This is a genomic window from Pseudomonas putida, from assembly GCA_029953615.1.
Classification (GTDB): domain Bacteria; phylum Pseudomonadota; class Gammaproteobacteria; order Pseudomonadales; family Pseudomonadaceae; genus Aquipseudomonas.
Window position 1 is genome coordinate 4,383,111 of record CP124529.1, and the last position, 25,951, is coordinate 4,409,061.

General features: G+C 64.0%; 21 protein-coding genes and 1 pseudogene. 13 read left to right on the forward strand and 9 right to left on the reverse strand.

Annotated elements, in window-relative coordinates:
• Positions 1–57 precede the first annotated feature (57 nt).
• From QIY50_20120 to QIY50_20140, 5 genes and pseudogenes are all read right to left on the reverse strand, one after another.
• Entirely contained in the window at positions 58–792 is a 735-nt protein-coding gene (locus tag QIY50_20120; protein ID WGV19620.1) for a phosphoadenylyl-sulfate reductase, read from the reverse strand.
• A gap of 116 nt (positions 793–908) precedes the next feature.
• Positions 909–2,252 (reverse strand): aminodeoxychorismate synthase component I, encoded by a 1,344-nt coding sequence (gene pabB / locus QIY50_20125; GenBank protein ID WGV19621.1) that lies wholly within the window; start codon positions 2,250–2,252, stop codon positions 909–911.
• A gap of 192 nt (positions 2,253–2,444) precedes the next feature.
• Entirely contained in the window at positions 2,445–3,425 is a 981-nt protein-coding gene (locus QIY50_20130) for an alpha-L-glutamate ligase-like protein (GenBank protein WGV19622.1), read from the reverse strand.
• On the reverse strand, positions 3,425–4,960 hold the full coding sequence (locus tag QIY50_20135; GenBank protein WGV19623.1) for an inactive transglutaminase family protein: 1,536 nt from the start codon (positions 4,958–4,960) through the stop codon (positions 3,425–3,427). The genes QIY50_20130 and QIY50_20135 overlap by 1 nt, the downstream gene beginning before the upstream one ends.
• Positions 4,961–4,965: 5 nt before the next feature.
• A pseudogene (locus QIY50_20140) lies at positions 4,966–5,503 on the reverse strand (ATP-dependent zinc protease).
• Positions 5,504–5,832: 329 nt separating this feature from the next.
• On the opposite strand from QIY50_20140, the gene QIY50_20145 reads away from it, so the two are divergent.
• The 6 genes from QIY50_20145 (at position 5,833) to prpD (ending at position 14,501) form a co-directional block, all read left to right on the forward strand.
• A complete protein-coding gene (locus tag QIY50_20145; GenBank protein WGV19624.1) occupies positions 5,833–6,549 on the forward strand; it encodes a GntR family transcriptional regulator in 717 nt (238 codons plus the stop codon).
• Positions 6,546–7,436 (forward strand): methylisocitrate lyase, encoded by an 891-nt coding sequence (gene prpB / locus QIY50_20150; protein ID WGV19625.1) that lies wholly within the window; start codon positions 6,546–6,548, stop codon positions 7,434–7,436. The genes QIY50_20145 and prpB overlap by 4 nt, the downstream gene beginning before the upstream one ends.
• Before the next feature lie 179 nt (positions 7,437–7,615).
• Positions 7,616–8,743, forward strand: coding sequence for a 2-methylcitrate synthase (gene prpC / locus QIY50_20155; GenBank protein WGV19626.1), 1,128 nt, complete (start codon positions 7,616–7,618; stop codon positions 8,741–8,743).
• A gap of 162 nt (positions 8,744–8,905) precedes the next feature.
• Positions 8,906–11,494: a Fe/S-dependent 2-methylisocitrate dehydratase AcnD gene (acnD, locus tag QIY50_20160; protein ID WGV19627.1), complete on the forward strand. Its 2,589-nt coding sequence runs from the start codon at positions 8,906–8,908 to the stop codon at positions 11,492–11,494.
• Positions 11,495–11,655: 161 nt separating this feature from the next.
• Positions 11,656–12,846 (forward strand): 2-methylaconitate cis-trans isomerase PrpF, encoded by a 1,191-nt coding sequence (gene prpF / locus QIY50_20165; GenBank protein ID WGV19628.1) that lies wholly within the window; start codon positions 11,656–11,658, stop codon positions 12,844–12,846.
• Positions 12,847–13,016: 170 nt separating this feature from the next.
• Positions 13,017–14,501: a 2-methylcitrate dehydratase gene (gene prpD / locus QIY50_20170; protein ID WGV19629.1), complete on the forward strand. Its 1,485-nt coding sequence runs from the start codon at positions 13,017–13,019 to the stop codon at positions 14,499–14,501.
• Between the two features lie 72 nt (positions 14,502–14,573).
• Here prpD and acnB read toward each other — a convergent pair whose 3' ends face one another.
• Positions 14,574–17,183: a bifunctional aconitate hydratase 2/2-methylisocitrate dehydratase gene (gene acnB / locus QIY50_20175; protein WGV23099.1), complete on the reverse strand. Its 2,610-nt coding sequence runs from the start codon at positions 17,181–17,183 to the stop codon at positions 14,574–14,576.
• A gap of 406 nt (positions 17,184–17,589) precedes the next feature.
• Between acnB and QIY50_20180 the strand changes: the two genes are divergently transcribed.
• Positions 17,590–18,057, forward strand: a complete 468-nt coding sequence (locus QIY50_20180; GenBank protein ID WGV19630.1) for a DUF1289 domain-containing protein — start codon at positions 17,590–17,592, stop codon at positions 18,055–18,057.
• A 72-nt stretch (positions 18,058–18,129) separates the two neighbouring features.
• Positions 18,130–19,389, forward strand: coding sequence for a hypothetical protein (locus tag QIY50_20185; protein ID WGV19631.1), 1,260 nt, complete (start codon positions 18,130–18,132; stop codon positions 19,387–19,389).
• A gap of 39 nt (positions 19,390–19,428) precedes the next feature.
• On the opposite strand, the gene queD is transcribed toward QIY50_20185, so the two are convergent.
• Positions 19,429–19,785, reverse strand: coding sequence for a 6-carboxytetrahydropterin synthase QueD (queD, locus tag QIY50_20190; protein WGV19632.1), 357 nt, complete (start codon positions 19,783–19,785; stop codon positions 19,429–19,431).
• A gap of 53 nt (positions 19,786–19,838) precedes the next feature.
• Positions 19,839–20,918 carry a patatin-like phospholipase family protein gene (locus QIY50_20195; protein WGV19633.1) on the reverse strand — a complete coding sequence of 360 codons (1,080 nt, stop codon included), beginning with the start codon at positions 20,916–20,918 and terminating at the stop codon, positions 19,839–19,841.
• Between the two features lie 166 nt (positions 20,919–21,084).
• On the opposite strand from QIY50_20195, the gene QIY50_20200 reads away from it, so the two are divergent.
• From QIY50_20200 to QIY50_20220, 5 genes are all read left to right on the forward strand, one after another.
• A complete protein-coding gene (locus QIY50_20200) occupies positions 21,085–21,396 on the forward strand; it encodes a PepSY domain-containing protein (protein ID WGV19634.1) in 312 nt (103 codons plus the stop codon).
• Positions 21,396–21,710 (forward strand): PepSY domain-containing protein, encoded by a 315-nt coding sequence (locus QIY50_20205; GenBank protein WGV19635.1) that lies wholly within the window; start codon positions 21,396–21,398, stop codon positions 21,708–21,710. The genes QIY50_20200 and QIY50_20205 overlap by 1 nt, the downstream gene beginning before the upstream one ends.
• Positions 21,711–22,379: a response regulator transcription factor gene (locus tag QIY50_20210; GenBank protein ID WGV19636.1), complete on the forward strand. Its 669-nt coding sequence runs from the start codon at positions 21,711–21,713 to the stop codon at positions 22,377–22,379.
• On the forward strand, positions 22,376–23,695 hold the full coding sequence (locus QIY50_20215; GenBank protein WGV19637.1) for a sensor histidine kinase: 1,320 nt from the start codon (positions 22,376–22,378) through the stop codon (positions 23,693–23,695). The genes QIY50_20210 and QIY50_20215 overlap by 4 nt, the downstream gene beginning before the upstream one ends.
• A gap of 236 nt (positions 23,696–23,931) precedes the next feature.
• Positions 23,932–25,086 carry an HPP family protein gene (locus QIY50_20220; protein WGV19638.1) on the forward strand — a complete coding sequence of 385 codons (1,155 nt, stop codon included), beginning with the start codon at positions 23,932–23,934 and terminating at the stop codon, positions 25,084–25,086.
• Here the strand turns inward: QIY50_20220 and QIY50_20225 are convergent.
• Positions 25,060–25,926: a LysR family transcriptional regulator gene (locus QIY50_20225; protein WGV19639.1), complete on the reverse strand. Its 867-nt coding sequence runs from the start codon at positions 25,924–25,926 to the stop codon at positions 25,060–25,062. The two genes, QIY50_20220 and QIY50_20225, sit on opposite strands and share 27 nt — an antisense overlap.
• Between the last annotated feature and the right edge of the window lie 25 nt (positions 25,927–25,951).

Genomic DNA, 25,951 nt, shown 5'->3' on the forward strand with positions numbered 1-25,951 from the left:
ATTCCCCTGTAGGAGCGGCCTTGTGTCGCGATGGGCTGTGAAACAGCCCCGGCTACCTCAAGCCTTGCTGATCAGGTTGCCAGCGTGCAACCCGCATTCCTTCTGCGTCGACTCTTCCCACCACCAACGCCCTTCGCGCTCATGCTGGTTAGGCAGCACCGGGCGGGTACATGGCTCGCAGCCAATGCTGATGAAGCCGCGCTCGTGCAGGCTGTTGTACGGCAGCTCCAGCATGCGGATATAGCCCCACACTTCCTCGCTGGACATCTGCGCCAACGGGTTGAACTTGTACAGGGTACGCTCGGGGGTAGAGAAGGCGCTGTCGATTTCCACTGCCGCCACCTGGCTGCGGGTTCCCGGGCTCTGGTCGCGGCGTTGGCCGGTGGCCCAGGCGCTGACGGTGGCCAGCTTGCGACGCAGCGGCTCGATCTTGCGGATGCCGCAGCACTCGCCGTGGCCGTCCTTGTAGAAGCTGAACAGGCCCTTTTCCTTGACGAACGGGTCGAGTTTGGCACGGTCGGGGCTGAGGATTTCGATCGGCAGGTTGTACTGCTCGCGCACCTGGTCGATGAACCGATAGGTCTCCGGGTGCAGGCGGCCGGTGTCGAGGCTGAATACCTTGACCTGCTTGTTCAGCTTCCAGGCCATGTCCACCAGCACCACGTCCTCGGCGCCGCTGAAGGAGATCCACAGGTCATCACCAAAGTGCTCGAAGGCAAGCTTGAGGATGTCCTGCGGGGACTTGTTGGCATAGGTCGCGGCCAGGGCGGCGACGTCGAAGGGTTGGCTCATCAGGCGGTTTCCATCGTGGCTGTGGCGCTGTGCGCTCGTAGTAAGGTGATGGTAACAAAAAATGGCGGGGTAGACGGACTTGGAGTCGGTAGCGGCTGCTTCGCGGGCTCGCCCGCTCACAAGCCTTGCAAGGTCTCCATCAGCACGCGCACTTTGGCAATCGACTCTTCATACTCGGCCTGCCACTCGGAGTCGGCCACCACCGCGCCGCCGCCCCAGCAGCTAACCTGTCCGCCCTTGACCAGCAGGCTGCGAATGGCAATCGAGCTGTCCATCTCGCCGCGCACATCCACGTAGAGCAGTGACCCGCAGTACAGCGCCCGGCGCGCCGGCTCCAGTTCATCGATGATCTGCATGGCGCGGATCTTAGGTGCGCCGGTGATCGAGCCGCCGGGGAAGCTGTCGCCGATCAGGTCAAGGGCGTCCTTGTCGCTGGCCAGCCGGCCGGTGATGCTGCTGACCAGGTGGTGCACGTTGGGATAGCTCTCCAGGCTGAACAGTTCCGGTACCTTCACCGAGCCTATTTCGCAGGTGCGTCCCAGGTCGTTGCGCAGCAGGTCGACGATCATCAGGTTTTCCGAGCGATCCTTGGGGCTATGCAGCAGCTCCTCGGCATTGCGCACGTCTTCGGCAGGATTGCTGGCGCGCGGTCGGGTGCCCTTGATCGGCCGCGTTTCCACCTGGCGCTGGCTGACGCGGATGAAGCGCTCGGGCGAAAAACTCAGCAGGGCGCTGCCGTCGGCCAGTTGCTGATAGCCGGAGAAGGGGGTGGGGCAGGCTTTGCGCAGGGCCTGGTAAGCGTGCCACGGGTCGCCCTGGCAGGGCGCGCGGAAGCGCTGCGTCAGGTTGATCTGGTAGCAGTCGCCGGCCTGGATGTAGCGCTGCACCTGGTCAAAGGCCGCCTTGTACTGCTCGGGCAGCAGGTCGCCGGCCATTGGCGCAAGTAGCTGGAAACTGCCGCTCTCTGCGTTGTCGACACCCTCGAACAGGTCGATCAAGCGTTCGCGTTCGCTGCCCGAAAGACTCGGGTGCAACACCAGTTGGCTGGTCGCGCACTGGTGGTCGGTGACCAGCGCCCAGGCATACAGGCCCAACTGGGCGTCTGGCAGGCCGAGATCGTCCATGGCCAGGCTGGGCAGGTGCTCCAGGCGGCGGCCGAAGTCGTAGCTCAGGTAGCCGATCAGGCCGCCGGCGAAAGGCAGCTCGCTGCCTTCGGGCAACTGCGCGTGCCCCAGTTGCGCCAGGCCAGCGCGCAGGCGCTGGAGGAAGGCACGGCCCTCTTCGCCGGGTTGTGCTTGCAAGTGTTGCAGCGGCCAGGCGCTGATCAGGTCGAAGCGGCCGCGCTCGGCGCCGGGGCGGGCGCTGTCCAGCAGGATCGCGCCGGGGACCTGGCGCAGGCGGGCGAAGTAGGCGGCAGGGTCGGGCTGGTAGGGCAGGGGGTGGAGCGTACAGGTCGGCATCAGTGTGGACGGCGATGTAAAAGCGAGGAGGGCGATTGTAGACCTGTGCAGGTAAAGCGCCTAGCACTGGTGCGACATTCAGCATTTTGTTTGCAGCCCATTCGCAGCACAAGGCTGCTCCTACAGGAGATAGCGTAAACCTGTAGGAGCAGCCTTGTGCTGCGAATGGGCCGCAAAGCGGCCCCGGTATTTTCAGCGCGGATGCACGTGCCCGAACAAGCCTTGCGACACCCGCACGCGCTGTTCGGCATCTTCGCTGATGCCATCCTTGGCCAGTGCTTCGATGTGCGCCTCGATCGCATGGGTACGTTGGGTAAGCCCGCAATCGTTGGCGATCTGGATGTTCAGGCCAGGGCGCGCGTTGAGCTCTAGAATCAGCGGCCCCTTGTCCTGGTCCAGCACCATGTCGACACCGATGTAGCCCAGGCCGCACAGCTCGTAGCAGCCGGCGGCCAGCTTCATGAAGCCGTCCCAGTTCGGCAGTTGCACGCCATCCACTGCGTTGGTGGTGTCGGGGTGCTTGCTGATGATGTTGTTCAGCCAGGTGCCGCGCAGGGTCACGCCGGTGGCCAGGTCGACACCCACGCCGATGGCGCCCTGGTGCAGGTTGGCCTTGCCGCCGGACTGGCGGGTCGGCAGGCGCAGCATGGCCATCACCGGGTAGCCCATCAGCACGATGATGCGGATGTCCGGCACGCCTTCGTAGCTGATGCTCTTGAATATCTGGTCAGGGGTGACCCGGTACTCGATCAGCGCGCGGTCGCGGTGCCCGCCCAGCGAGTACAGGCCGGTGAGGATGCTCGAGATCTGGTGCTCGATCTCCTCGTGGCTGATGATCTTGCCCGACACCGTGCGGTAGCGGTCCTCGAAGCGGTCGGCGATCACCAGGATGCCGTCACCGCCGGCGCCCTGCGCCGGCTTGATGACGAAATCGCTGCGCCCGCCGATGATCTGGTCGAGCTTCTCGATCTCTTTCTCGGTCTCGATGATGCCGTACATTTCCGGCACATGAATGCCGGCCGCCAGGGCGCGCTCCTTGGTGATGATCTTGTCGTCGACGATCGGGTACAGGTGGCGCTTGTTGTACTTCAGTACGTAGTCCGCGTTACGCCGGTTGATACCCATGATGCCCCGGGCCTCCAGGGCTTTCCATGTCTTGATCAGGCCAAACATCAGGCGTCAGCCTTCTTCAGGAATGCCTTGAAGCGCACGAGCTCGGTCAGGCGGTAGCCTCGGTAGCGGCCCATTGCCAGCATGAAGCCCACCAGGATCAGCAGCACGGCGGGGAAGGTGAACACGAAGTACACCAGCTCCGGCACCATCATCAACAGGTGTGCCAGGGAAGCTGCGAACAGGGTGCCGATGGCCACTTTCATGGCATGGCCACCGCCACGTTCTTCCCAGGTGATGGACAGGCGCTCGATGGTCATGGTCAGGATAACCATCGGGAACAGCGCGACCGACAGCCCGCGCTCCAGGCCCAGCTTGTGGCTGAACAGGCTGATGGCGGCAATCAGCACCACGACGAAGGTCAGTACCACCGACAGGCGAGGCAGCATCTGCAGTTTCAGGTGTTCCAGGTACGAGCGCAGCGACAGGCCCAGCGCGGTGATGACCGTGAACAGCATGATGCCGAAGCCCAGCTGGGTCTCGCGGAAGGCCAGGGCGATCAGTACCGGGGTGAAGGTGCCCAGGGTCTGCAGGCCGATCAGGTTGCGCAGCACCAGAATCACCAGCACACCGATCGGGATCATCACCATGATCATGAAGGTTTGCTGGGTTTGCAGCGGCAGGCCGTACAGCGAATATTCGAGGAAGTCGGCGTCGGTATTCTCGTCGGTCAGCTTGGCCAGGCGGATGGCGTTCATCTCGCTGTTGTTCATGCTGAAGGTGACGTTGGCCTTCTTGCCGCCATCGACGGTGATCAGGTTGTCGTCACCGGTCCACCACAGCAGGCGATCGCTGGGCAGGCCCTGCTCGCCGGTGTCCGGGTTGAAGTACAGCCAGTCGGTGCCGTTGAAGCTGCGCAGCCACAGTTCCGGGGTTTGCGGGGTGTCGGCCACCAGGCGGATGGTGTGCACCTTCTCCATCGGTACGTGGGCGATCGACAGCAGCAGGTCGATGACCTGGGCCTTCTTCATGGTCGTGGTGTCGCCGGCCAGCAGCAGCTTGACGTTGTCGTCGTTGAGGTTGTTGACCCGCTTGATGGTCTCGCTGACGAAGGTCTCGACGTCGGCCGAGTGCTGGCGGATCGGCGCCATCAGGGCCTCGGCGGCGATCTTCTCGGGGCCTTCCACGGCCAGGCTGTCACGGAAGGTCGGGCCTTTGATCGTGGTCTTCTCGTTGCTGTAGCGCTTGGTCAGTACCAGGCGGTAGTAGAGGGTCTGGTTGCCGCTGGCGCGGCGGGCCGACCAGGTGACCTTGCGGTTGCCGTCGGCACGGTTGACGCTCACCCCATAGTTGTTGGAGATGAAGCTCTCGTTGAGGCTGACGTAGTCGCGGTTCAACGGTGGCACGAACATCTGCACCTTGACCGGGTCCTTGGTGCTGGCCACGAACTCGACCTTGGCGTCGATGTTCCACAAATCGTCGGTTTCATCCTCGGTTACCGGGATGCCGAGTACGAAGATCTGATAAGCCGTGACCGCCACGCCCAACAGCACCAGCACGGTGATCAGGACTTTCAGATGGAGGGTAAGAGAGCGCATCGGGATTACTCTGCTTTGGGAGCGTCGGTGGCACAGGCAGGTTTGCCGGCCGCGTATTTAAGGCTTGGGTCGACCAGCGCGTCGAAGTGCTTGAGCGCCTCGGAGCCGATCAGCAGCGGGAACTGGAAGGCGCTGCGGTCGGTGAGGTTGACTTCGATGGTGCGCATGGCCTGGCCCATGCAGATTTCAAGTTCGATGACCGGGCGAGCGGTGTAGGCCTTGCCCGATTCAGCATCATAGTCGCCGGCCCGGCGCTTGATCTTGCTTACGCGTGCCAGCGGGCGTTCGATAGGGTGCGAATGGGCGGCGTCGATGGCCAGGTAGAAGCGCACCCAGCTTTCGCCGTTGCGCTTGAAACGCTTGATGTCGCGAGCGCTGAGCGAGGCGGTCTTGGCGCCGGTGTCGAGCTTGGCGGCCACTTCCGAGGTCCAGGTCGCCCAGGCGTGCATATTCGTTGAGACCGTACACGGTCTTGCCTGCGGCCTGGCCTAGGGCCGGCAGCAGGGTGAGGCAGAGCAGCAATAATGCGGGTGTAAGTCTCATAATCCTGGCGCGGTGCAGTGCAAGGTTCGGGGCTGTTTTCAAAGCCATGTTCAGAGCCGTGTTCAGGGCAAGGCGACTGGCAGCGACTGCGCAAGCTTCCTCGTTCATCTGTCAACAGCATGAATGGATGACAGACAGGCTATCCATACTCCAACGGAGGCGCGGCATTCTATCACGCCGGCGTCTTGACGCCAGCGGTGCGCGATCTGACAGCGGCGGGCCGGCGTTAGTTCGCTCTTAGACGATTGTCGACAATATTCATTTTGTCTTTGACTGCCGTGACCGAATTAGCTAATTTCTGGCAAAGAGATTTGCAAGGTGTCGACAATATGCAGGACCTATCCACCTCCAGTCCGGTGCTGACAGACGAAACGGAAACCCTGTCCGAAAACGTCTTCCGGCGTATCCAGGCGGCCATCGTCAAGGGCGATATCGCCCCCGGCAGCAAGATTTCCGAGCCGGAGCTGGCGCGCACCTACGGCATCAGCCGCGGGCCGCTGCGCGAGGCCATCCACCGCCTCGAAGGCCAGCGTCTGCTTGTGCGCGTGCCGCATGTGGGGGCACGGGTGGTTTCGCTCAATCACGTCGAACTGATCGAGCTGTATGAAATTCGCGAATCGCTGGAGGGCATGGCCTGCCGGCTGGCCGCCGAACGCATGAGCCAGGCCGACATCGACGAATTGCGCCGGGTGCTCGATACCCACGAGCGCGATGCCGCCTTCCAGGCCGGCCAGGGCTACTACCAGCAGGAAGGTGACTACGACTTCCATTACCGGATCATCCAGGGCAGCGGCAACCAGACCCTGGTCAAGATGCTCTGCGGCGAGCTGTACCAGCTGGTGCGCATGTACCGCATCCAGTTCTCGGCCACGCCCAACCGGCCACGTCAGGCCTTTGCCGAACACCACCGCATTCTCGACGCCATCGCCGACCGTGACGGCGAGCTGGCCGAACTCCTGATGCGCCGCCACATCGGCGCGTCCAAGCGCAATATTGAGCGTCACTACCTGGACGCCCACAACAACAGCCCACGAGGTGAGAAATGACTGTGAAGAGCACCCCCGGTCAGCGTTTCCGCGACGCCGTTGCCGCTGAACATCCGCTGCAGGTGGTTGGCGCCATCAACGCCAACCATGCCCTGCTGGCCAAACGCGCCGGCTTCAAGGCCATCTACCTGTCCGGTGGCGGCGTCGCCGCCGGTTCGCTGGGCCTGCCGGACCTGGGCATCAGCGGCCTGGACGATGTGCTCACCGACGTGCGTCGCATCACCGACGTGTGCGACGTGCCGCTGCTGGTGGATGTCGACACCGGTTTCGGTGCCTCGGCCTTCAACGTCGCCCGCACCGTGCGCTCGATGAGCAAGTTCGGCGCTGCCGCCATCCATATCGAGGACCAGGTTGGCGCCAAGCGCTGCGGCCACCGCCCGAACAAGGAGATCGTCAGCCAGCAGGAAATGGTCGATCGCATCAAGGCCGCAGTCGATGCCCGTACCGATGACAGCTTCGTGATCATGGCGCGTACCGACGCCCTGGCCGTCGAGGGCCTGAACGCGGCGCTGGACCGCGCCGCCGCCTGCGTCGAGGCAGGTGCCGACATGATCTTCCCGGAAGCCATTACCGAGCTGCAGATGTACAAGACCTTTGCCGACCGGGTGAAGGCACCGATCCTGGCCAACATCACCGAGTTCGGCGCCACGCCGCTGTACACCACCGAAGAGCTGGCCTCGGTCGACGTGTCGCTGGTGCTGTACCCGCTGTCGGCCTTCCGCGCCATGAACAAAGCCGCCGAGAATGTCTATACCGCGCTGCGCCGTGACGGCACGCAGAAGAACGTGATCGACACCATGCAGACCCGCATGGAGCTCTACGAGGCCATTGGTTATCACGCCTTCGAGCAGAGCCTCGATGCGTTGTTTGCCCAGAAGAAGGGCTGAAGGTCAAAGATTTGCATTGGAGCGGCTGGCCTCTTCGCGGGCGCGCCCGCTCCCACAAGTACGGCGTGATGCTCGATGCCTGTGGAACCCTGTGGGAGCGGGTTTACCCGCGAAGGGGCCGGCACAGGTTTCAACGATTAGCCAGACTTCCATAACAAGTTCAAGAAAGGAGAAACACCATGGCCGAAGCAAAAGTACTCAGTGGCGCAGGCCTGCGCGGCCAGGTGGCCGGCCAGACTGCATTGTCCACCGTGGGCCAGGCCGGTGCCGGGCTGACCTACCGAGGTTACGACGTGCGTGACCTGGCCGCCGGTGCCGAATTCGAAGAAGTCGCCTACCTGCTGTTGTACGGCGAGCTGCCGAGCAAGGCCGAACTGGCCGACTACAAGCGCAAGCTCAAGGGCCTGCGTGACCTGCCGCAGGCGCTGAAGGAAGTGCTCGAGCGCATCCCGCGCGACGCCCACCCGATGGACGTTATGCGCACTGGTTGCTCGGTGCTCGGTACCCTGGAACCGGAGCTGACCTTCGAAGCCCAGCGCGAGAAGACCGACCGCCTGCTCGCGCTGTTCCCGGCGGTGATGTGCTACTGGTACCGCTTCACCCACCACGGCGTGCGCATCGACTGCACCAGCGACGAAGACACCCTCGGCGGGCATTTCCTGCACCTGCTGCACGGCAAGAAACCCAGCGACCTTCACGTCAAGGTGATGAACGTTTCGCTGATCCTTTACGCCGAGCACGAATTCAACGCTTCCACCTTCACCGCACGCGTCTGTGCCTCGACCTTGTCCGACCTGTATTCCTGCATCACCGCTGCCATCGGCTCGCTGCGCGGCCCGCTGCACGGTGGCGCCAACGAGGCGGCGATGGAGCTGATCGAGCGTTTCCAGAGCCCGCAGGAAGCTACTGCCGAGCTGCTGCGCATGCTTGAGCGCAAGGACAAGATCATGGGCTTTGGCCATGCCATCTACAAAGAGTCCGACCCGCGCAACGAGGTGATCAAGGGCTGGTCGAAGCAGCTGGCCGACGAAGTGGGCGACAAGGTGCTGTACCCGGTTTCCGAAGCCATCGACAAGACCATGTGGGAGCAGAAGCGCCTGTTCCCCAACGCCGACTTCTACCATGCCTCGGCGTACCACTTCATGGGCATCCCGACCAAGCTGTTCACCCCGATCTTCGTCTGCTCGCGCCTGACCGGCTGGGCGGCGCACGTCTTCGAGCAGCGCGCCAACAACCGCATCATCCGCCCGAGCGCCGAGTATGTCGGTGTCGAGCAGCGCCAGTTCGTGCCGATCGACCAGCGCTGATTAGATATAGAGAGGCAACCCGTTCCCCTTGTGGGAGCGGGCTTGCCCGCGAATGCGTCCGTACTGGCAACCGCATTGCACCTGCTGACGCATTTGCGGGCACGCCCGCTCCCACGGGGGCGGTGAAACCTTCCGAATCCTGTGACCGAGCCTGATTCCATGATGAATACTGCATTCCGCAAGCACCTGCCAGGCACCGACCTGGACTATTTCGATGCCCGCGCGGCGGTCGAGGCGATCAAGCCCGGCGCCTACGACGGGCTGCCTTACACTTCTCGCGTGCTCGCCGAAAACCTGGTGCGCCGCTGCGACCCGGCTACCCTCGACGCCTCGCTGGGTCAGCTGATCGAGCGCAAGCGCGACCTCGACTTCCCGTGGTTCCCGGCCCGCGTGGTGTGCCACGACATTCTCGGCCAGACTGCGCTGGTCGACCTCGCCGGCCTGCGTGACGCCATTGCCGACAAGGGCGGCGACCCGGCCCAGGTCAACCCGGTGGTGCCGGTGCAGCTGATCGTCGACCACTCGCTGGCCGTCGAGTGCGGTGGTTTCGACCCGCAGGCCTTCGAAAAGAACCGCGCCATCGAAGACCGCCGCAACGAAGACCGCTTCCACTTCATCAACTGGACCAAGAAGGCGTTCAAGAACGTCGACGTGATTCAGCCGGGCAACGGCATCATGCACCAGATCAACCTGGAGAAGATGTCGCCGGTGGTCCACAACGACCGTGGCGTGGCCTACCCGGACACTTGCGTCGGCACCGACAGCCACACCCCGCACGTCGACGCCCTGGGCGTGATCGCCATTGGCGTGGGTGGCCTGGAAGCCGAGAACGTGATGCTCGGCCGTGCCTCGTGGATGCGCCTGCCGGAAATCGTCGGCGTCGAGTTGACTGGCAAGCTGGCGCCGAACATCACCGCCACCGACCTGGTGCTGGCCCTGACCGAATTCCTGCGCAAGCAGAAAGTCGTCGGTGCCTACCTGGAGTTCCACGGCGAAGGTGCCCGTGCCCTGACCCTGGGCGACCGCGCCACCATCTCCAACATGGCCCCTGAATATGGCGCCACCGCGGCGATGTTCGCCATCGACCAGCAGACCATCGACTACCTGCGCCTGACCGGCCGCGAAGAGCAGCAGGTCAAGCTGGTAGAAGCCTATGCCAAGGCCACCGGCCTGTGGGCCGATAGCCTGGGCGGCGCCGTCTACGAGCGCACCCTGAGCTTCGATCTGTCGAGTGTGGTGCGTAACATGGCCGGCCCGTCCAACCCGCATGCCCGTGTCGCCACCAGTGAACTGGCGGCCAGGGGTATCGCCGGCAAGTGGGAAGAAGTGCCTGGGCAGATGCCTGACGGCGCAGTGATCATTGCCGCCATCACCAGTTGCACCAACACCAGCAACCCGCGCAACGTGATTGCCGCAGGCCTGCTGGCGCGCAATGCCAACAAGCTGGGCCTGGCCCGCAAGCCTTGGGTCAAGTCGTCGCTGGCACCTGGCTCCAAGGCCGTGCAGTTGTACCTTGAAGAGGCGGGGCTGGAGAAGGAGCTGGAACAGCTCGGCTTTGGCATCGTCGCCTTCGCCTGCACCACCTGCAACGGGATGTCCGGCGCCCTGGACCCGGTGATCCAGCAGGAGATCATCGACCGTGACCTGTACGCCACCGCCGTGCTGTCGGGCAACCGCAACTTCGACGGGCGTATCCACCCCTATGCCAAGCAGGCCTTCCTCGCATCGCCGCCACTGGTGGTGGCCTACGCCATCGCCGGCACCATCCGCTTCGACATCGAGAAGGATGTGCTGGGTGTGGTCGATGGCAAGGAGATCCGCCTCAAGGACATCTGGCCCAGCGACGAAGAGATCGACGCCGTGGTGCGTGCCGCGGTCAAGCCTGAGCAGTTCCGCAAGGTATACATCCCGATGTTCGCCATCGAGGAAGACCGCGGGCCAAAGGTGGCGCCGCTGTACGACTGGCGCCCGATGAGCACCTACATCCGCCGCCCGCCATACTGGGAAGGGGCCCTGGCCGGCGAACGTACCCTGCGCGGCATGCGCCCGCTGGCAGTGCTGCCGGACAACATCACCACCGACCACCTGTCGCCGTCCAACGCCATCATGCTCGACAGCGCTGCCGGCGAGTACTTGGCGAAGATGGGCCTGCCGGAGGAAGACTTCAACTCTTACGCGACCCACCGTGGTGACCACCTGACCGCCCAGCGCGCCACCTTCGCCAACCCCAAGCTGTTCAACGAAATGGTGCGCAAGGAAGACGGCAGCGTGCAGCAGGGCTCGCTGGCGCGTATCGAGCCGGAAGGCAAGGTCACCCGCATGTGGGAGGCGATCGAGACCTACATGGAGCGCAAGCAGCCGCTGATCATTGTAGCCGGTGCCGACTACGGCCAGGGTTCGTCCCGTGACTGGGCGGCCAAGGGGGTGCGCCTGGCCGGTGTCGAGGCGATCGTCGCCGAAGGCTTCGAGCGTATTCACCGGACCAACCTGGTGGGCATGGGCGTACTGCCGCTGGAGTTCAAGCCGGGCACCGATCGCAAGACCCTCGGCCTGGATGGCAGCGAGACCTATGACGTGCTGGGCGCGCGGACGCCGCGGGCGACGCTGACCCTGGTGGTTACCCGCGCCAACGGCGAGCGCCTGGAGGTACCGGTGACCTGCCGCCTGGACACCGCCGAGGAAGTGTCGATCTACGAGGCCGGCGGGGTGCTGCAGCGCTTTGCCCAGGATTTCCTCGAAGCCACGGCGTAGCTAAGGGGGGCTGCTTTGCAGCCCATTCGCGGGCTCGCCCGCTCCCACAGGCCCTCCACAGGTATTGAATACTGCGCAATACCTGTGGGAGCGGGCGAGCCCGCGAATGGGCCGCAAGGCGGCCCCAGGGTAATTTGCATTTCAGACGGGACAGCACATCCATGGCTCATGTACCGCAAGTAAAAATCCCCGCCACCTACATCCGTGGCGGCACCAGCAAAGGCGTGTTCTTCCGCCTGCAAGACCTGCCCGAGCAGGCGCAAATCCCCGGCCCGGCGCGCGATGCCCTGCTGCTGCGGGTAATCGGCAGCCCCGACCCCTACGGCAAGCAGATCGACGGTATGGGCGGCGCCACTTCGAGCACCAGCAAGACCGTGATCCTGTCGCAAAGCATCAAGCCCGATCACGATGTCGACTATCTGTTCGGCCAGGTCAGTATCGACAAGGCCTTCGTCGACTGGAGCGGCAACTGCGGCAATCTTTCCGCCGCGGTCGGGTCGTTCGCCATCAGTAGCGGCCTGGTCGACCCCGCGCGCATCCCGCGTAACGGCATCGCCACCGTGCGCATTTGGCAGGCCAACATCGGCAAGACCATCATCGCCCATGTGCCGATCACCGAAGGTGAAGTGCAGGAAACCGGCGACTTCGAACTGGACGGCGTGACCTTCCCGGCCGCCGAGGTGCAGCTGGAGTTTCTCGACCCGGCTGCCGACGACGATGGCGACGGCGGGGCGATGTTCCCTACCGGCAACCTGGTGGATGAGCTCGAGGTGCCGGGTGTCGGTACGTTCAAGGCGACCCTGATCAATGCCGGCATCCCGACCATCTTCGTCAACGCGGCGGATATCGGCTACACCGGCACCGAACTGCAGGACGCCATCAACGGCGACCCGCAGGCGCTGCTGCGCTTCGAGACGATTCGCGCCTATGGCGCTGTGCGCATGGGGCTGATTGACAACGTCGACCAGGCTGCCGGGCGTCAGCACACGCCCAAAGTGGCTTTCGTCGCGCCACCGAGCACCTACACTGCGTCCAGTGGCAAAGCGGTGCAGGCGGGTGATATCGACCTGCTGGTACGGGCCTTGTCGATGGGCAAGCTGCACCATGCGATGATGGGTACGGCCGCGGTGGCCATCGGCACCGCGGCAGCCATTCCGGGCACGCTGGTCAATCTCGCCGCAGGCGGGGGCGAGCGCAGTGCCGTGCGTTTCGGCCACCCCTCGGGCACCCTGCGGGTGGGGGCCGAGGCGCGCCAGGTGAATGGTGAGTGGACAGTGACCAAGGCAATCATGAGCCGCAGTGCTCGCGTGCTGATGGAAGGCTGGGTTCGCGTGCCTGGCGATAGCTTCTAACGCACCACTGGCGCTCGGCTTTAGTTCGTTGGGGCCGCTTTTCGCCCCTTCGCGGGCTTGCCCGCTCCCACAGGTAATCGCAGGTTCCGAAGGCTGTGGTGTACCTGTGGGAGCGGGCAAGCCCGCGAAGGGCTGCAACGCAGCCCCGGCAATTCTGAAGGGAGCTGCATATGAGCGCCAACGTAGACCTCAACGCCCGCCCGGACTACGACCGGGTGCTGCAAACCCTCGCCGATTACGCCCTCACGTACCGGGTCGAATCCGCCGAAGCCCTGGACACCGCGCGCAACTGCCTGATGGATACCCTCGGCTGTGGCCTGCTGGCCTTGCGCTTCCCCGAATGCACCAAGCTGCTCGGCCCCCAGGTGGAAGGCACCGTCGTGCCCAACGGCGCGCGCGTCCCCGGCACCGCCTACCGCCTCGACCCGGTCAAGGCCGCCTGGGATATCGGCTGCACGGTGCGCTGGCTGGACTACAACGATACCTGGCTGGCCGCCGAATGGGCCCACCCCTCGGACAACCTCGGCGGCATCCTGGCGGTTGCCGATCACCTGTCGCAAAAGCGCGTGGCCGCAGGTGAAGCACCGCTGCTGATGCACGATGTGCTCGAAGCCATGGTCATGGCCCATGAGGTCCAGGGCGTGCTGGCCCTGGAAAACGCCTTCAACCGTGTTGGCCTCGATCACGTGATACTGGTCAAGGTAGCCTCCACGGCCGTGTGTGCCAGGCTGATGGGGGCCAACCGCGAGCAGATGCTGTCAGCCTTGTCCCACGCCTTCGTCGATGGCCAGGCGCTACGAACCTACCGCCATGCGCCCAATGCCGGCTCGCGCAAATCGTGGGCCGCCGGTGATGCTTCCAGCCGTGGCGTGCGCCTGGCCGATATTGCCCTGCGTGGCGAAATGGGCGTGCCAGGCGTGCTCACCGCGCCACAGTGGGGGTTCTACGATGTGCTGTTCAGCCACACCAACAAGGACCTGGCACTCAAACCTTCCGAGCAGCAAGCGCTGCGGGTGCCGCAAGACTTGGGTAGCTACGTGATGGAAAACGTGCTGTTCAAGGTCAGTTTCCCGGCCGAGTTCCACGCCCAGACCGCCTGCGAGGCCGCAGTAACCCTGCATCCACTGGTGCGTAACCGACTGCACGAAATCGACCGTATCGTTATCACCACACAGGAATCGGCGATCCGCATCATTTCCAAGAGCGGCCCGCTGGCCAATGCCGCCGACCGTGACCACTGCCTGCAGTACATGGTGGCGGTGCCGCTGATTTTCGGGCACCTGGTGGCCGAGCACTACGAAGACGCCTTCCATGCCAACCACCCAAGCATCGACCGCCTGCGCGAGAAGATGGAGGTGGTAGAGGAACCGCGCTTCAGTCGTGAGTACCTGGAGCCGGACAAGCGCTCAATCGCCAATGCGCTGCAGGTGTTCTTCAAGGATGGCAGCAGTACCGAGCAGGTGGTGGTGGAATACCCGATCGGGCATCGTCGGCGGCGAGGAGAGGGCATACCGTTGCTGGAGGCCAAGTTCAGGGACAACCTGGCGACGCGCTTTGCGCGGCAGCGGTGCGGGGAGATTCTTGAGGTGTGCAAGGACCAGCAGAAGCTGGAACAGATGGCGGTGCACAGGTTTGTCGACCTGTTCGTGATCTGAGGCCAGCACAGGTGGAAACAAGAAAGCCCCGGCATTTCTGCCGGGGCTTTCCTTTACATCCTACAACTCAGCTTACGCCTGAACCACCGGGATCTTGGCGTTGGCTGCCGCTTCGCGGAACTCGGCGATCTGGTCGAAGCTCAGGTAGCGGTAAACGTCGGCAGCCATGCTGTCGATGTCCTTCGCGTACTGCATGTACTCTTCGACGGTCGGCAGCTTGCCGATGATCGACGCGACAGCAGCCAGCTCGGCCGATGCCAGGTACACGTTGGTGGCGTCGCCCAGACGGTTCGGGAAGTTACGGGTCGAGGTGGAGACCACGGTCGAACCGGTCTGCACACGTGCCTGGTTACCCATGCACAGCGAGCAGCCTGGCATTTCCATGCGCGCGCCGGCCTTGCCGTAGATGCCGTAGTAGCCTTCTTCGGTCAGCTGGTGAGCGTCCATCTTGGTTGGCGGAGCCAGCCACAGACGGGTCGGGATACCGCCCTTGACCTTGTCCAGCAGCTTGCCGGCAGCGCGGAAGTGGCCGATGTTGGTCATGCACGAACCGATGAACACTTCGTCGATCTTCTCGCCCTGTACCGAAGACAGCAGGCGGGCATCGTCCGGGTCGTTCGGTGCGCAGAGCACAGGCTCTTTCACGTCGGCCAGGTCGATCTCGATGATTTCGGCGTATTCGGCATCGGCGTCGGCCGACAGCAGCTCAGGCTTGGCCAGCCAGGCTTCCATGGCCTGGGCGCGGCGCTCCAGGGTGCGGGCATCGCCGTAGCCTTCGCCGATCATCCAGCGCAGCAGGGTGATGTTGGACTGCAGGTACTCGGCGATGGCCTTCTCTGGCAGCTTGATGGTGCAACCGGCAGCGGAACGCTCTGCCGAGGCGTCGGACAGCTCGAAGGCTTGCTCGACGGTCAGCTCGTTCAGGCCTTCGATCTCGAGGATGCGGCCGGAGAAGATGTTCTTCTTGCCCTTCTTCTCGACGGTCAGCAGGCCCTTCTGGATGGCGTAGTAAGGGATGGCGTGGACCAGGTCACGCAGGGTGATGCCTGGCTGCAGTTTGCCCTTGAAGCGCACCAGCACGGATTCCGGCATGTCCAGCGGCATGACGCCGGTGGCAGCGGCAAAGGCCACCAGGCCGGAGCCGGCCGGGAACGAGATGCCGATCGGGAAGCGGGTGTGCGAGTCACCACCGGTACCCACGGTGTCCGGCATCAGCATGCGGTTCAGCCAGCTGTGGATGATGCCGTCGCCCGGGCGCAGCGACACGCCGCCACGGGTGCGGATGAAGTCTGGCAGGGTGTGGTGGGTGGTGACGTCGATCGGCTTCGGATAGGCCGCGGTGTGGCAGAACGACTGCATCACCAGGTCAGCCGAGAAGCCCAGGCACGCCAGGTCTTTCAGCTCGTCGCGGGTCATCGGGCCAGTGGTGTCCTGGGAACCGACGGTGGTCATCTTCGGCTCGCAGTAGGCACCTGGGCGCACGCCCTGGCCTTCCGGCAGGCCGCAGGCACGGCCGACCATTTTCTGCGCCAGGGTGAAGCCCTTGCCCGAATCGGCAGGTTGCTCCGGCTTCTTGAACAGGTCGGAGGCACCCAGGCCCAGTTCGGCGCGGGCCTTTTCGGTCAGGCCACGGCCGACGATCAGCGGAATACGGCCGCCAGCGCGGACTTCATCCAGCAGCACTTCGGTTTTCAGCTCGAAGTTGGTGACCAGCTCGTCGCTACCGTGACGGCGCACTTCGCCCTTGAACGGGTAGACGTCGATGACGTCGCCCATGGCCAGGTTGGTGCAGTCGAATTCGATCGGCAGGGCGCCGGCGTCTTCCATGGTGTTGTAGAAGATCGGGGCGATCTTGGTGCCGAAGCAGAAGCCACCGGCGCGCTTGTTCGGTACGTACGGGATGTCGTCGCCGAAGAACCACAGCACCGAGTTGGTGGCGGATTTGCGCGAGGAGCCGGTACCGACCACGTCACCGACGTAGGCAACCGGGTAACCCTTGGCCTTGACGGCTTCGATCTGGGCCAGCGGGCCGACCGAACCAGGCTGCGACGGCTCGATGCCGTCACGGGCCATTTTCAGCATGGCCAGGGCGTGCAGCGGGATGTCAGGGCGCGACCAGGCGTCCGGGGCAGGGGACAGGTCGTCGGTGTTGGTTTCGCCAGGCACCTTGAACACGGTCAGGGTGTACTTGTCGGCGATGGCCGGACGCGAGGTGAACCACTCGCCGGCAGCCCACGATTCCAGCACGGCCTTGGCGTGAACGTTGCCGGCCTTGGCCTTTTCGGCCACGTCATGGAAGGCATCGAACATCAGCAGGGTGTGCTTGAGCTGTTCGGCCGCGACGGCGCCCAGTTCGGCGTCATCCAGCAGTGCGACCAGCGTTTCGATGTTGTAGCCGCCCTGCATGGTGCCCAGCAGTTCGGTGGCGTGCTTGCGGTCGATCAGAGGCGACTTGGCTTCGCCCTTGGCGACGGCGGAGAGGAACGCGGCCTTGACGTAGGCAGCTTCGTCGACCCCTGGCGGTACACGGTGGGTGATCAGGTCTACGAGGAAGGCTTCTTCGCCGGCCGGCGGGTTTTTCAGCAGCTCGACCAGGCCTGCAGTTTGTTCGGCGTTCAGCGGCTGGGGCACGATGCCCAGGGCGGCACGCTCTTCGATGTGTTTGCGGTAGGCTTCAAGCACAGTTATTTCCCTCATCAGTGGTCCCTAAAGGGGGTCCGGGACGCTCATCCAGCATTCGATGCACCCATGCGCTGCCACGGCTTTGTGGGCCGCCCAGCCAGAGTCGCAAAGAATCCTTACAGAAGCTGCTTTCAAAGTTTTACGCCAGCAGAACGGGGAGCTGATGAGGGCTGGCACGGGCATGCGAGGGATGCATGGCCCGGGCCAACGCCGTTCTACCGGATGAACTGTGCTCGTGACGCTTTGAAAACAGCTTCCAACGGACATTGTTGCCTTTGAAAAGGCCGGGTGATTCTACGGCAAAAAAAGCCCGAAGGTAAGGCGGCGATGACGACTTTAACGAGTGACCCTGGTTAGACAAAGGGCTAACATGGGCTCGTGTTCCACCGCCAAGCTGTTGTTTTTCATGTCCAACAAGTCCATCAAGACCCCTTGCGTCGGCCTGTGCTCCACGGTGTACGGAGACACGGTGTGCCGTGGCTGCAAGCGTTTCCACCACGAAGTGATCAACTGGAACGGCTACGACGATGCGCAGAAGCGCGCGGTGTGGCTGCGTCTGGAGCAGTTGCTGGTGCAGGTGATGATGGCCAAGCTGGAGGTGTTCGACAAAGGCCTGTTGCGCCAGCAACTGGAGCAGCGTTCCATCCGCTTTGTCGAGCAGCAGTCGGAATATTGCTGGGCGTACCAGCTGATAGCCCGCGGGGCACGGATGATCCGTGACCTGGAGGCCTACGGCATGGTGCTGCTTCCCGAATTCCGCGACTGGGAGCTGCCGCAACTGCGCGATGCCATCGACCGCGAGTTCTTCCTGCTTTCAGAAGCGCACTACCAGCGCTATATCGCCCCGTCGTTCCTGCAGCAGGCTTTGGAGTAGGCTGTTTCCCACTGATTCCGGTTGGCGCTGCTCGCGTAGTGTCCGGCGTCTCCACTATTCAGGAAGCGCCCCGTGACCGACTACGTCTACCATCCGGAATTCTCCTTTCTGGCCCGCTGCTGGTGGCAGCTGACCGATGATCTCCTGCGCCCCGACCAGTGGGACGCCTCAACTGCCAAACTCGCCCCCATGTGGCTGCATCATGGCGGGGCCGGACTTCACAACGACAACTGGTACCGGTATCTGCGGGCTGAACCGGAAGGCACCGGGCCATTGCGACTGGAGGCAGAGTACTTCACCAGGCCCGGTCATGTTTATGGCGAGCTGTTCTGGTTTGGTGCCTATGTCTGCGGTTCGGATCGGACCGGGGCAACGTTGCGCTATGAAATGCGGCCTTATGACAGAGACTGGAAACCGCTGAACCGGATCGTCGACAGTAACCCAGGGGCGTTGTCAGGCTATGCGGGCATCAAGGACCAGACCGAAGCGGCAGCCGGGCGCCAGCGTTTGACCGACCCGGTGCACCTGTGGAATCTGGAAGGCATCAACCATAAGGATTTCCAGCGTGGGGCGCGGTTGTGCAACGTGTTTCTGTTCAATGCCGCCGGGCAACGGGCAAGGCGCTATGCCAGGCCGGGGGGGTGGCTGATAAACACGCTGGCGGGCCAGCCAGGCCTGATGGCCCTGGAAGTCCTGGACTACGCCCATGAAGCCCGTGAGGTCGCTTGGGGGGCGGGCCTGCAGCGTGTGGGCAGCCGCTATGTGTTCAAGCCAGAGCACAGTTTCATCGCCTGTGCATGGTGGCGGCCGGATGAGGCGCCAGTCGCCCGGCCCGGCGAGGCGGATGGTGTGTCAGGGTTGGTTGCAGCACGCTTTGACGAAGGCGTGGAGTGGAACCCGAGGGCAAGGCTGAGCGTGGAGCAGACAGACGCCTTGGACATGCGTTGGCGCGGCGACGAAACCCGCCCGGCATGCGAGCGTTTCTGGTTTGCCGCCTACGTCGATAACGGGGTGTATGCCTATGAGATCTGGCCGCTTGACCAACGTGGCCGGCGCCTGAATTTCACCCTGCGCAAACAGCTGGGCTGGACCATGAGCCTCGCATGGCGTTGGGAGGCGGGCCGTGCGGAGGCGGATTTCCTGTGGCACCTGGATGGGCTGGACCCGGTGGCCTTGCAAGCGGGGGCAACAGTGGCCAACGTGAAACTCAGGCACAGCAGCGGGCGAGTCGTGAAGCTGGCAGATCGTAGCGAACGCAGGCTGGGTACCGAGACGTTGGGCGCACAAGGTTCGCTGACTGTACAGGTGCTGGAAATGTCAGCCAGGTTCTAGGGAAGCACAAGGGCGCTGGTATAGCGCCCTTGCCAGGGTTCAGTCGCCGCTGTACTCGCAGCCGCTGGTGCAGGTTTCGTGGATCCGCACCTTTGACAGCTCCGGCATCAGCGGCTTGACCTGGTCCCAGATCCACTTGGCGATCACTTCGCTGGTGGGGTTTTCCAGGCCCGGGATGTCGTTCAGGTAGTTGTGGTCCAGCTGCTCGTAGATCGGCTTGAAGATCGCCTTGACCTCGGCGAAATCGCGGATCCAGCCGGTGTGCGGGTCGAGCGGGCCGGTCAGGTGCAGGCCGACCTTGAACGAGTGGCCGTGCAGGCGGCCGCATTTGTGCCCGGCAGGCACGTGTGGCAGGCGGTGGGCCGATTCGAATGTGAATTCCTTGAAGATTTCCACGCTGTCATAACTCTGTGTGAATCAGTAATGCGCGCAGTCTACCAGCATGGCCGCTACAAGGCTTGCAGGCGTTCATGCAACCGCCCGGTGGCAATCAGCTCCAGCAACTCGTCGCCCAGCCGCTGGCTTTCGGCAATGGCCTTGTACCAGTAGCGTCTACGGCTTGGTGCATCACCCATGAAACGCTTGAAGTCGTTGCGATCGGGCAGCTTGCCGTAAGGCAGTGCCGCCAAGTACTGCGGCGAGGGCGTCATCAGCAGCGCGTTCTGCAGGCGTGTGGCATCGCCCCTGCGCCAGGGCAGGGCCTTGTCGAACCAGCCGGGCACGACCCTGTCGGTAAAATGCGGGTACAGCACCAGGTCGTCGCCGCGGTAGGGCAGGTCGAGGTGGTAGTCGAGCAGGCCGCCGTCGCGGTAGGTGCCTGCACCTGCACCGGGGATATCTTTCACACCTTCCATGACCATAGGGATGGAACCGGAGGCGAGCAGGGCATGGCGCAGGTTGGCCAGGTCCAGCGGCAGGCAGCGCGAGGGGAAGTCGGTCAGTGCATCGAGCGGCGGCGTGGCGCGGCCGTCGTGCAGGATTATGCGCTCGAAGTGCCGACCCAGGCGCGAACGGCCGAGCAGGTTGCTGGCGATTACCGAACCCAGGCCGAGGCCCAGGCGGCCACGATGGTCGTGGGCGAGCTGGCCATGGCTTTTCACCACCAGGATGTTCAGGCGATAGTGCGGATTGGCCAGCAGCTGGCCGTCGCGGCCTTGCAGCAGTTCATCGAGCATGTGCTGGCAGCTGCGGCTGATTTCCGCTGGGGTGACGCCCTTGGCGAAATCCTGTTCGGTGTACAGTTCGCCAAGGCGACGGATGCCTGCGACGGGGTCTTCGAGGCAGGCACTGGCGAAGCGCCAGGCGCCGATCGAGGCGCCGATCAACGCGCGTTGGCGAGGTGCCGACGGCAGCCACTCACCGAACAGCGCCAGGTCCAGGCCCTGAATGCCCAGCGGCTTGGGTCCGCCCGCCGCACCCGGCAGCACACCGACATCGGCCGCCTGCAGGCCGCGCTCGCGGATCTGCCGCAGGGCACGTTGACCGGCCTTGAAAGTGAGGGCGGGGTACTTGATGTGAATGGCGCTCATGGCGGGTCTCTTGGCGGCAGGCGAATCATTGTAAAGGGTTCCAAGCATGCACAGGGCCTGTAGGAGCTGCGCTATCATGCCGCCAGTTGTTTTCAGGTTGAATTAAGGACCGGTGGTTAATCTTAACCCCGTAGACAACTTGCACAGTTCTCAGGAGAGAAGAACGATGAAACACATGACTGCCCTGTTCACCGTAGCCGCTGCCCTTGCCCTGGGCGCCCATTCCGCCATCGCCAAGGACGTGCAGCCCGACGAAGTGGTCAAGCTGGTCAATGCCAAGACCGTCAAATCGCTGGACGAACTCAAGGCCGCCGCCGTGGCCAAGCACCCCGGCGCCACCGTCACCGACTCGGAACTTGAAGACGAGTACGGCCGTTATATCTACAAGGTCGAGCTGCGTGACGCGCAGAACGTCGAATGGGACGTGGCGCTGGACGCCAAGACCGGTGAAGTGCTGAAGGACGAGCGGGACAACTGATGACCCACCTACTGCGGCCGGCGCGCTACCTCGCGCTGGCGCTGCTGGCCGTGTGTTCCCTGGCCGTTGCCCGCGACCTGGACCAGGACGAAGCCCTGGAGCTACGCCAGAAGGGCATCATCCTGCCGCTCGAGCATCTGCTGGAAACCGCCCTGGGGCGTCACCCCGGGGCGCGCCTGCTGGAGGCCGAGCTGGAAGAAGACGACGGTCGCTACGAATACGAAGTCGAGTTGCTGACGGCTGAAGGCGTGGTGCGCGAAATCAAGCTCGACGCCAGCAACGGTACCCTGCTCAAAGACGAGGAAGACGACTGAATGCGCCTGTTGCTTGTCGAGGACAATGTGCCGCTGGCCGATGAACTGACCGCCGGCCTGCAGCGCCAGGGCTACGCCGTGGACTGGCTGGCCGATGGCCGCGACGCGGTGTACCAGGGCCAGAGTGAACCCTATGACCTGATCATCCTGGACCTTGGCCTGCCAGGCCTGCCGGGCCTGGAGGTGCTGGCCCAGTGGCGTGCCGCCGGCCTGGCCACGCCGGTGCTGATCCTTACCGCTCGTGGCTCGTGGGCCGAGCGTATCGAAGGGTTGAAGGCCGGGGCCGATGACTATTTGAGCAAACCCTTCCATCCCGAAGAACTGCAGTTGCGCATCCAGGCGTTGTTGCGCCGTGCCCGTGGCCTGGCCAACCAGCCGACGCTGGAAGCGGCCGGCCTGCAACTGGACGAAAGCCGCCAGTGCGTGAACCGTGACGGCGTGGATATCCAGCTGACCGCCGCCGAGTTCCGCCTGCTGCGCTACTTCATGCTGCATCCGCAGCAGATCCTGTCCAAGAGCCACTTGGCCGAGCACCTCTACGACGGTGAAACCGAGCGCGACTCCAACGTGCTGGAAGTGCACGTCAACCACTTGCGGCGCAAGCTGGGCCGCAGCGTCATCGAGACCCGCCGCGGGCAAGGCTACATCTACGCCGGGAGCGCCGCATGAAGTCGATCCAGGCGCGCTTGAGCCTGGGCCTGGTGGCGGTGCTGGTGGTGGCAGGCCTGGTGCTGGCACAGCTGACCTTGTGGCTGTTCGAGGTCGGCCTGCAGCGCTATCTGGAAAACGGCTTGCGCAAGGAAAGCGAAAACCTGCTGGTGGCCTTGGTGCGCGGGCCTTCGGGCCTGCAGCTGGATGAGCGGCGTATCTCGGCCGCCTACCAGCGGCCGTTTTCCGGCTATTACTTCCGCATCGACTTCGATAAAGGCACCTGGCGTTCCCGTTCCCTGTGGGATCTGGACATGCCCAAGCCCGCCGCGCCTGGCCTTTCCGACAGCCACGAACTCGGCCCGGAAGGCCAGCAATTGCTGGCCCTGCGTGCCGACTACCGGCGCCTGGGCCAGGAAATCTCGATCAGCGTGGCACAGGATTATTCGCCGGTACGCGAAGGTTTCCGGCGTCTGCAGCAGATCGGTCTGGGCATGGGCCTGGTGGCACTGATTCTGGTGCTGGTGCTGCAGCGCATCACCGTGACCCGCTCACTGCGACCTCTGGAGCGGGCACGCCAGCAGATCGCCCAGCTGCAACAGGGCCAGCGCTCGCAGCTGGATGCCGAAGTGCCCAGCGAACTGGCGCCGCTGGTGGGGCAGATCAACCACTTGCTGAGTCATACCGAAGACAGCTTGCGCCGCTCGCGCAATGCCTTGGGCAACCTGGGCCATGCGCTGAAGACGCCGCTGGCGGTGTTGCTGAGCCTGGCCTCCAGTGAGCGCCTGAAGGACCTGCCGGATGTTCGCGCGCAGATGCGCGAGCAGCTGGAGCAGATTCAGCAGCGCCTGGCGCGTGAGCTGAACCGTGCGCGCCTGGCGGGGGATGCGCTGCCAGGCGCGCAGTTCGACTGCGACGTCGAGCTGCCGGGGCTGCTGGGGACATTGGGCATGATCCATGGCGATGGCCTGCTGCTGGCCAGTGATGTGCCGCCCGGGCTGCTGCTGCCGTGGGACCGCGAGGATTTCCTGGAGCTGCTCGGCAACCTGCTGGACAACGCCTGCAAGTGGGCCGACAGCGAGGTGCGGCTGGGTATTGCGCCGTATGACGAAGGCTACCAGGTGTGGGTCGATGATGATGGCCCCGGTATCCCCGAGGGCCAGCGGCAACAGGTGCTGGAACGCGGTTCGCGGCTGGACGAGCAGGTTGACGGGCATGGCCTGGGCTTGGGCATCGTGCGCGATATCGTCGAGGCCTGGGGCGGGCGCCTGGCATTGCAGGAAAGCCCCTTGGGTGGGTTGCGGGTAAGCATCGACTTGCCGCGCAAGGCTCGATAACGCCGGGGCTGCGCAGCAGCCCCAGATCAGTACTGCAAAAAAATTGCAGCACAGCCACATTTTTTTGAATTAGCCCAATCCCACCCCACCCGGCAAAATCCCCTCCACGAAACCCTGCGGTTTCCATCTCTCCACGGACGGAGCCCCTTGTGATATTGCACTCGCAATACGAGGCCCAGGCCACCTCGGCTGGGCTTTCTTTTTAATCAAAAAAACCAAAGATCCCGATTACTTACATGTCTGCCTCGCGTTCCGAAAGTCGTCTGCAGCGGCTGTTGCCGGCGCCCCTGAATATTCCCCCAAAAGAATGGTTGCGTGCCGGTATCGGCGCGTTGCTCGGCCTGTTCCTTGCCGGCTGGCTGACCAGCATGGTCTATGGCCCAAGCATTGCCTTGCACCTGCTCGGCCCGCTTGCGGCTTCGGCCGTGCTGGTGTTTGCCGTGCACTCCGGCCCATTGGCCCAGCCTTGGCCGGTGTTGGGCAGCTACGCCCTGGCCGGCGCGGTCGGCCTGGCCATGCGCCAGGGCTTTGGCCCGGAGCTGTGGGTGGCCGCTGCCGCCCTCGGTATCTCGATCCTGGTGATGTGCCTGCTGCGCTGCCTGCACCCGCCAGGTGGCGGGGTGGCGGTGAGTGCGGTGCTGGCCGACCCGGGGCTGACCGCCATGGGCGACCACCTGCTGGAGCCGGTGCTGCTCAACGCGCTGATCCTGGTGACGGTGGCGATCCTCTACAACCGCCTCACCGGCGTGCGCTACCCGAAAGGCGCGGTAGCGCGCAAGGACCTGCACCACACCCATGATCCGCTGCCCAGCGAGCGGCTCGGCATCCGTGGGGAAGACCTGGACCAGGCTCTGGAGGAGCTGGGCGAGTTCGTCGACGTCACCCGTGACGAACTGGAACGCATCATCCTGGCCACCGAGCAACACGCCTTGCAGCGCAGCCTCGGCGGTATCACCGCGGCCTCGGTCATGTCCCGCGACGTGCAGTTCGCCACACCCGATACCACCCTGGAGCAGGCCTGGAAGATGCTGGCCAGCCACCACCTGAAAACCCTGCCGGTGCTGCAGCAGGGCAAACTGGTGGGCATCGTCAGCCTCAGCGACCTGGTCGGCCCGGCCATGCAGCGTGGCCGCTTCAGTTGGCGCGGGTTGTTCGGCCGCAAGGCGGTGCGCATGGAGCAGGTGATGAGCCGCCGGGTAATCAGCGTCAGCAGCCAGCACCCGCTGGAGCGCCTGCTGCCCTTGCTGTGTGAACAGGGCCTGCATTGCCTGCCGGTGCTCGATGCCGACCAGTTGGTAGGGGTGATCACCCAGACCGACCTGATCGCCGGCCTCAAGCGCCAGTTGCTCAGCAAGGCCGAGGCTTCAGATAATCGGGTCCCAGCGTTGTGACCAGTCGCTGGCGCCAGCGGCCACCAGCCGACGCAGGATGGCAAAGGCCTGTTGCAGGGCCTCGCTGTCGCGTTTGCGCGGGTATACCAGGAAGGTCGGGTAGGTGAACTCAGGCGCCTGTGGTACCCGCTCGAACACACCGCTGTCCAGATAAGCTTGCACCACCCGCGTGCGGAAGTAGCCACTGCCACCCTGGTCGAGTATGAACTGCAAGGCCAGCGGGCCCAGGTTGAAGCTCAGCGCCGGGCGCGCGCAATCGGGCAGGGCGGCATCGTGCTGGCGACGGAAGGCCTCGCCCCAGTCGATATAGATATACGGGTCTGGCCGCTCGACCCGGCGCACACGGATCAGCTTTTCCTCCATCAACTGCTCCACCTGCAGGCCCGGGCCGTAGGTTGGCTGGTAGACCAGGGCGGCATCCAGCAGGCCCATCTCGACCTTGCGCAGCAGCGCTTCGCCGTCGCTCACCTCGCTGCGGATGGCATGGCTGGGCAGCTCGCGGTGCAGGGCACTGACCCAGTCGAGCATCATCGGGTTGCCCAGGCTCACCTCACCGCCCACATGCAGCACTTGCTGGCAGCCTTCGGGCAGCGGCAGGTCGCGGCGCGCCGCTTCCCAGGTTTGCACCATCTGGTTGGCGTAACTGACGAATGCCTCGCCGTCGCTGGTCAGGCTGGCGCCATTGCGGCTGCGCACGAACAGCTGGCAGCCCAGTTGCTGCTCCAGGCGCTGCACCCGTGCGGTGATCGCCGTCTGTGACACGTACAGGCGTTCGGCAGCGGCGACCAGGCTGCCGCAACGCACGATTTCCAGGAAGGTACGGGCCTGATCGATATCCATGAGCTGCTCGGTGGCTGGAGGGTGG

Excerpts from the sequence above, each read along its gene's own strand:
- prpD (WGV19629.1), top strand. The coding sequence starts at position 13,017 with ATGAGCGCCAACGTAGACCTCAACGCCCGCCCGGACTACGACCGGGTG.
- QIY50_20225 (WGV19639.1), bottom strand. The coding sequence starts at position 25,926 with ATGGATATCGATCAGGCCCGTACCTTCCTGGAAATCGTGCGTTGCGGC.
- QIY50_20135 (WGV19623.1), bottom strand. The coding sequence starts at position 4,960 with ATGCGCTCTCTTACCCTCCATCTGAAAGTCCTGATCACCGTGCTGGTG.
- QIY50_20130 (WGV19622.1), bottom strand. The coding sequence starts at position 3,425 with ATGTTTGGCCTGATCAAGACATGGAAAGCCCTGGAGGCCCGGGGCATC.
- QIY50_20195 (WGV19633.1), bottom strand. The coding sequence starts at position 20,918 with ATGAGCGCCATTCACATCAAGTACCCCGCCCTCACTTTCAAGGCCGGT.
- acnD (WGV19627.1), top strand. The coding sequence starts at position 8,906 with ATGAATACTGCATTCCGCAAGCACCTGCCAGGCACCGACCTGGACTAT.
- prpB (WGV19625.1), top strand. The coding sequence starts at position 6,546 with ATGACTGTGAAGAGCACCCCCGGTCAGCGTTTCCGCGACGCCGTTGCC.
- pabB (WGV19621.1), bottom strand. The coding sequence starts at position 2,252 with ATGCCGACCTGTACGCTCCACCCCCTGCCCTACCAGCCCGACCCTGCC.
- QIY50_20180 (WGV19630.1), top strand. The coding sequence starts at position 17,590 with ATGTCCAACAAGTCCATCAAGACCCCTTGCGTCGGCCTGTGCTCCACG.
- QIY50_20120 (WGV19620.1), bottom strand. The coding sequence starts at position 792 with ATGAGCCAACCCTTCGACGTCGCCGCCCTGGCCGCGACCTATGCCAAC.
- QIY50_20200 (WGV19634.1), top strand. The coding sequence starts at position 21,085 with ATGAAACACATGACTGCCCTGTTCACCGTAGCCGCTGCCCTTGCCCTG.
- QIY50_20205 (WGV19635.1), top strand. The coding sequence starts at position 21,396 with ATGACCCACCTACTGCGGCCGGCGCGCTACCTCGCGCTGGCGCTGCTG.
- prpF (WGV19628.1), top strand. The coding sequence starts at position 11,656 with ATGGCTCATGTACCGCAAGTAAAAATCCCCGCCACCTACATCCGTGGC.
- QIY50_20215 (WGV19637.1), top strand. The coding sequence starts at position 22,376 with ATGAAGTCGATCCAGGCGCGCTTGAGCCTGGGCCTGGTGGCGGTGCTG.
- QIY50_20220 (WGV19638.1), top strand. The coding sequence starts at position 23,932 with ATGTCTGCCTCGCGTTCCGAAAGTCGTCTGCAGCGGCTGTTGCCGGCG.
- QIY50_20145 (WGV19624.1), top strand. The coding sequence starts at position 5,833 with ATGCAGGACCTATCCACCTCCAGTCCGGTGCTGACAGACGAAACGGAA.
- QIY50_20210 (WGV19636.1), top strand. The coding sequence starts at position 21,711 with ATGCGCCTGTTGCTTGTCGAGGACAATGTGCCGCTGGCCGATGAACTG.
- prpC (WGV19626.1), top strand. The coding sequence starts at position 7,616 with ATGGCCGAAGCAAAAGTACTCAGTGGCGCAGGCCTGCGCGGCCAGGTG.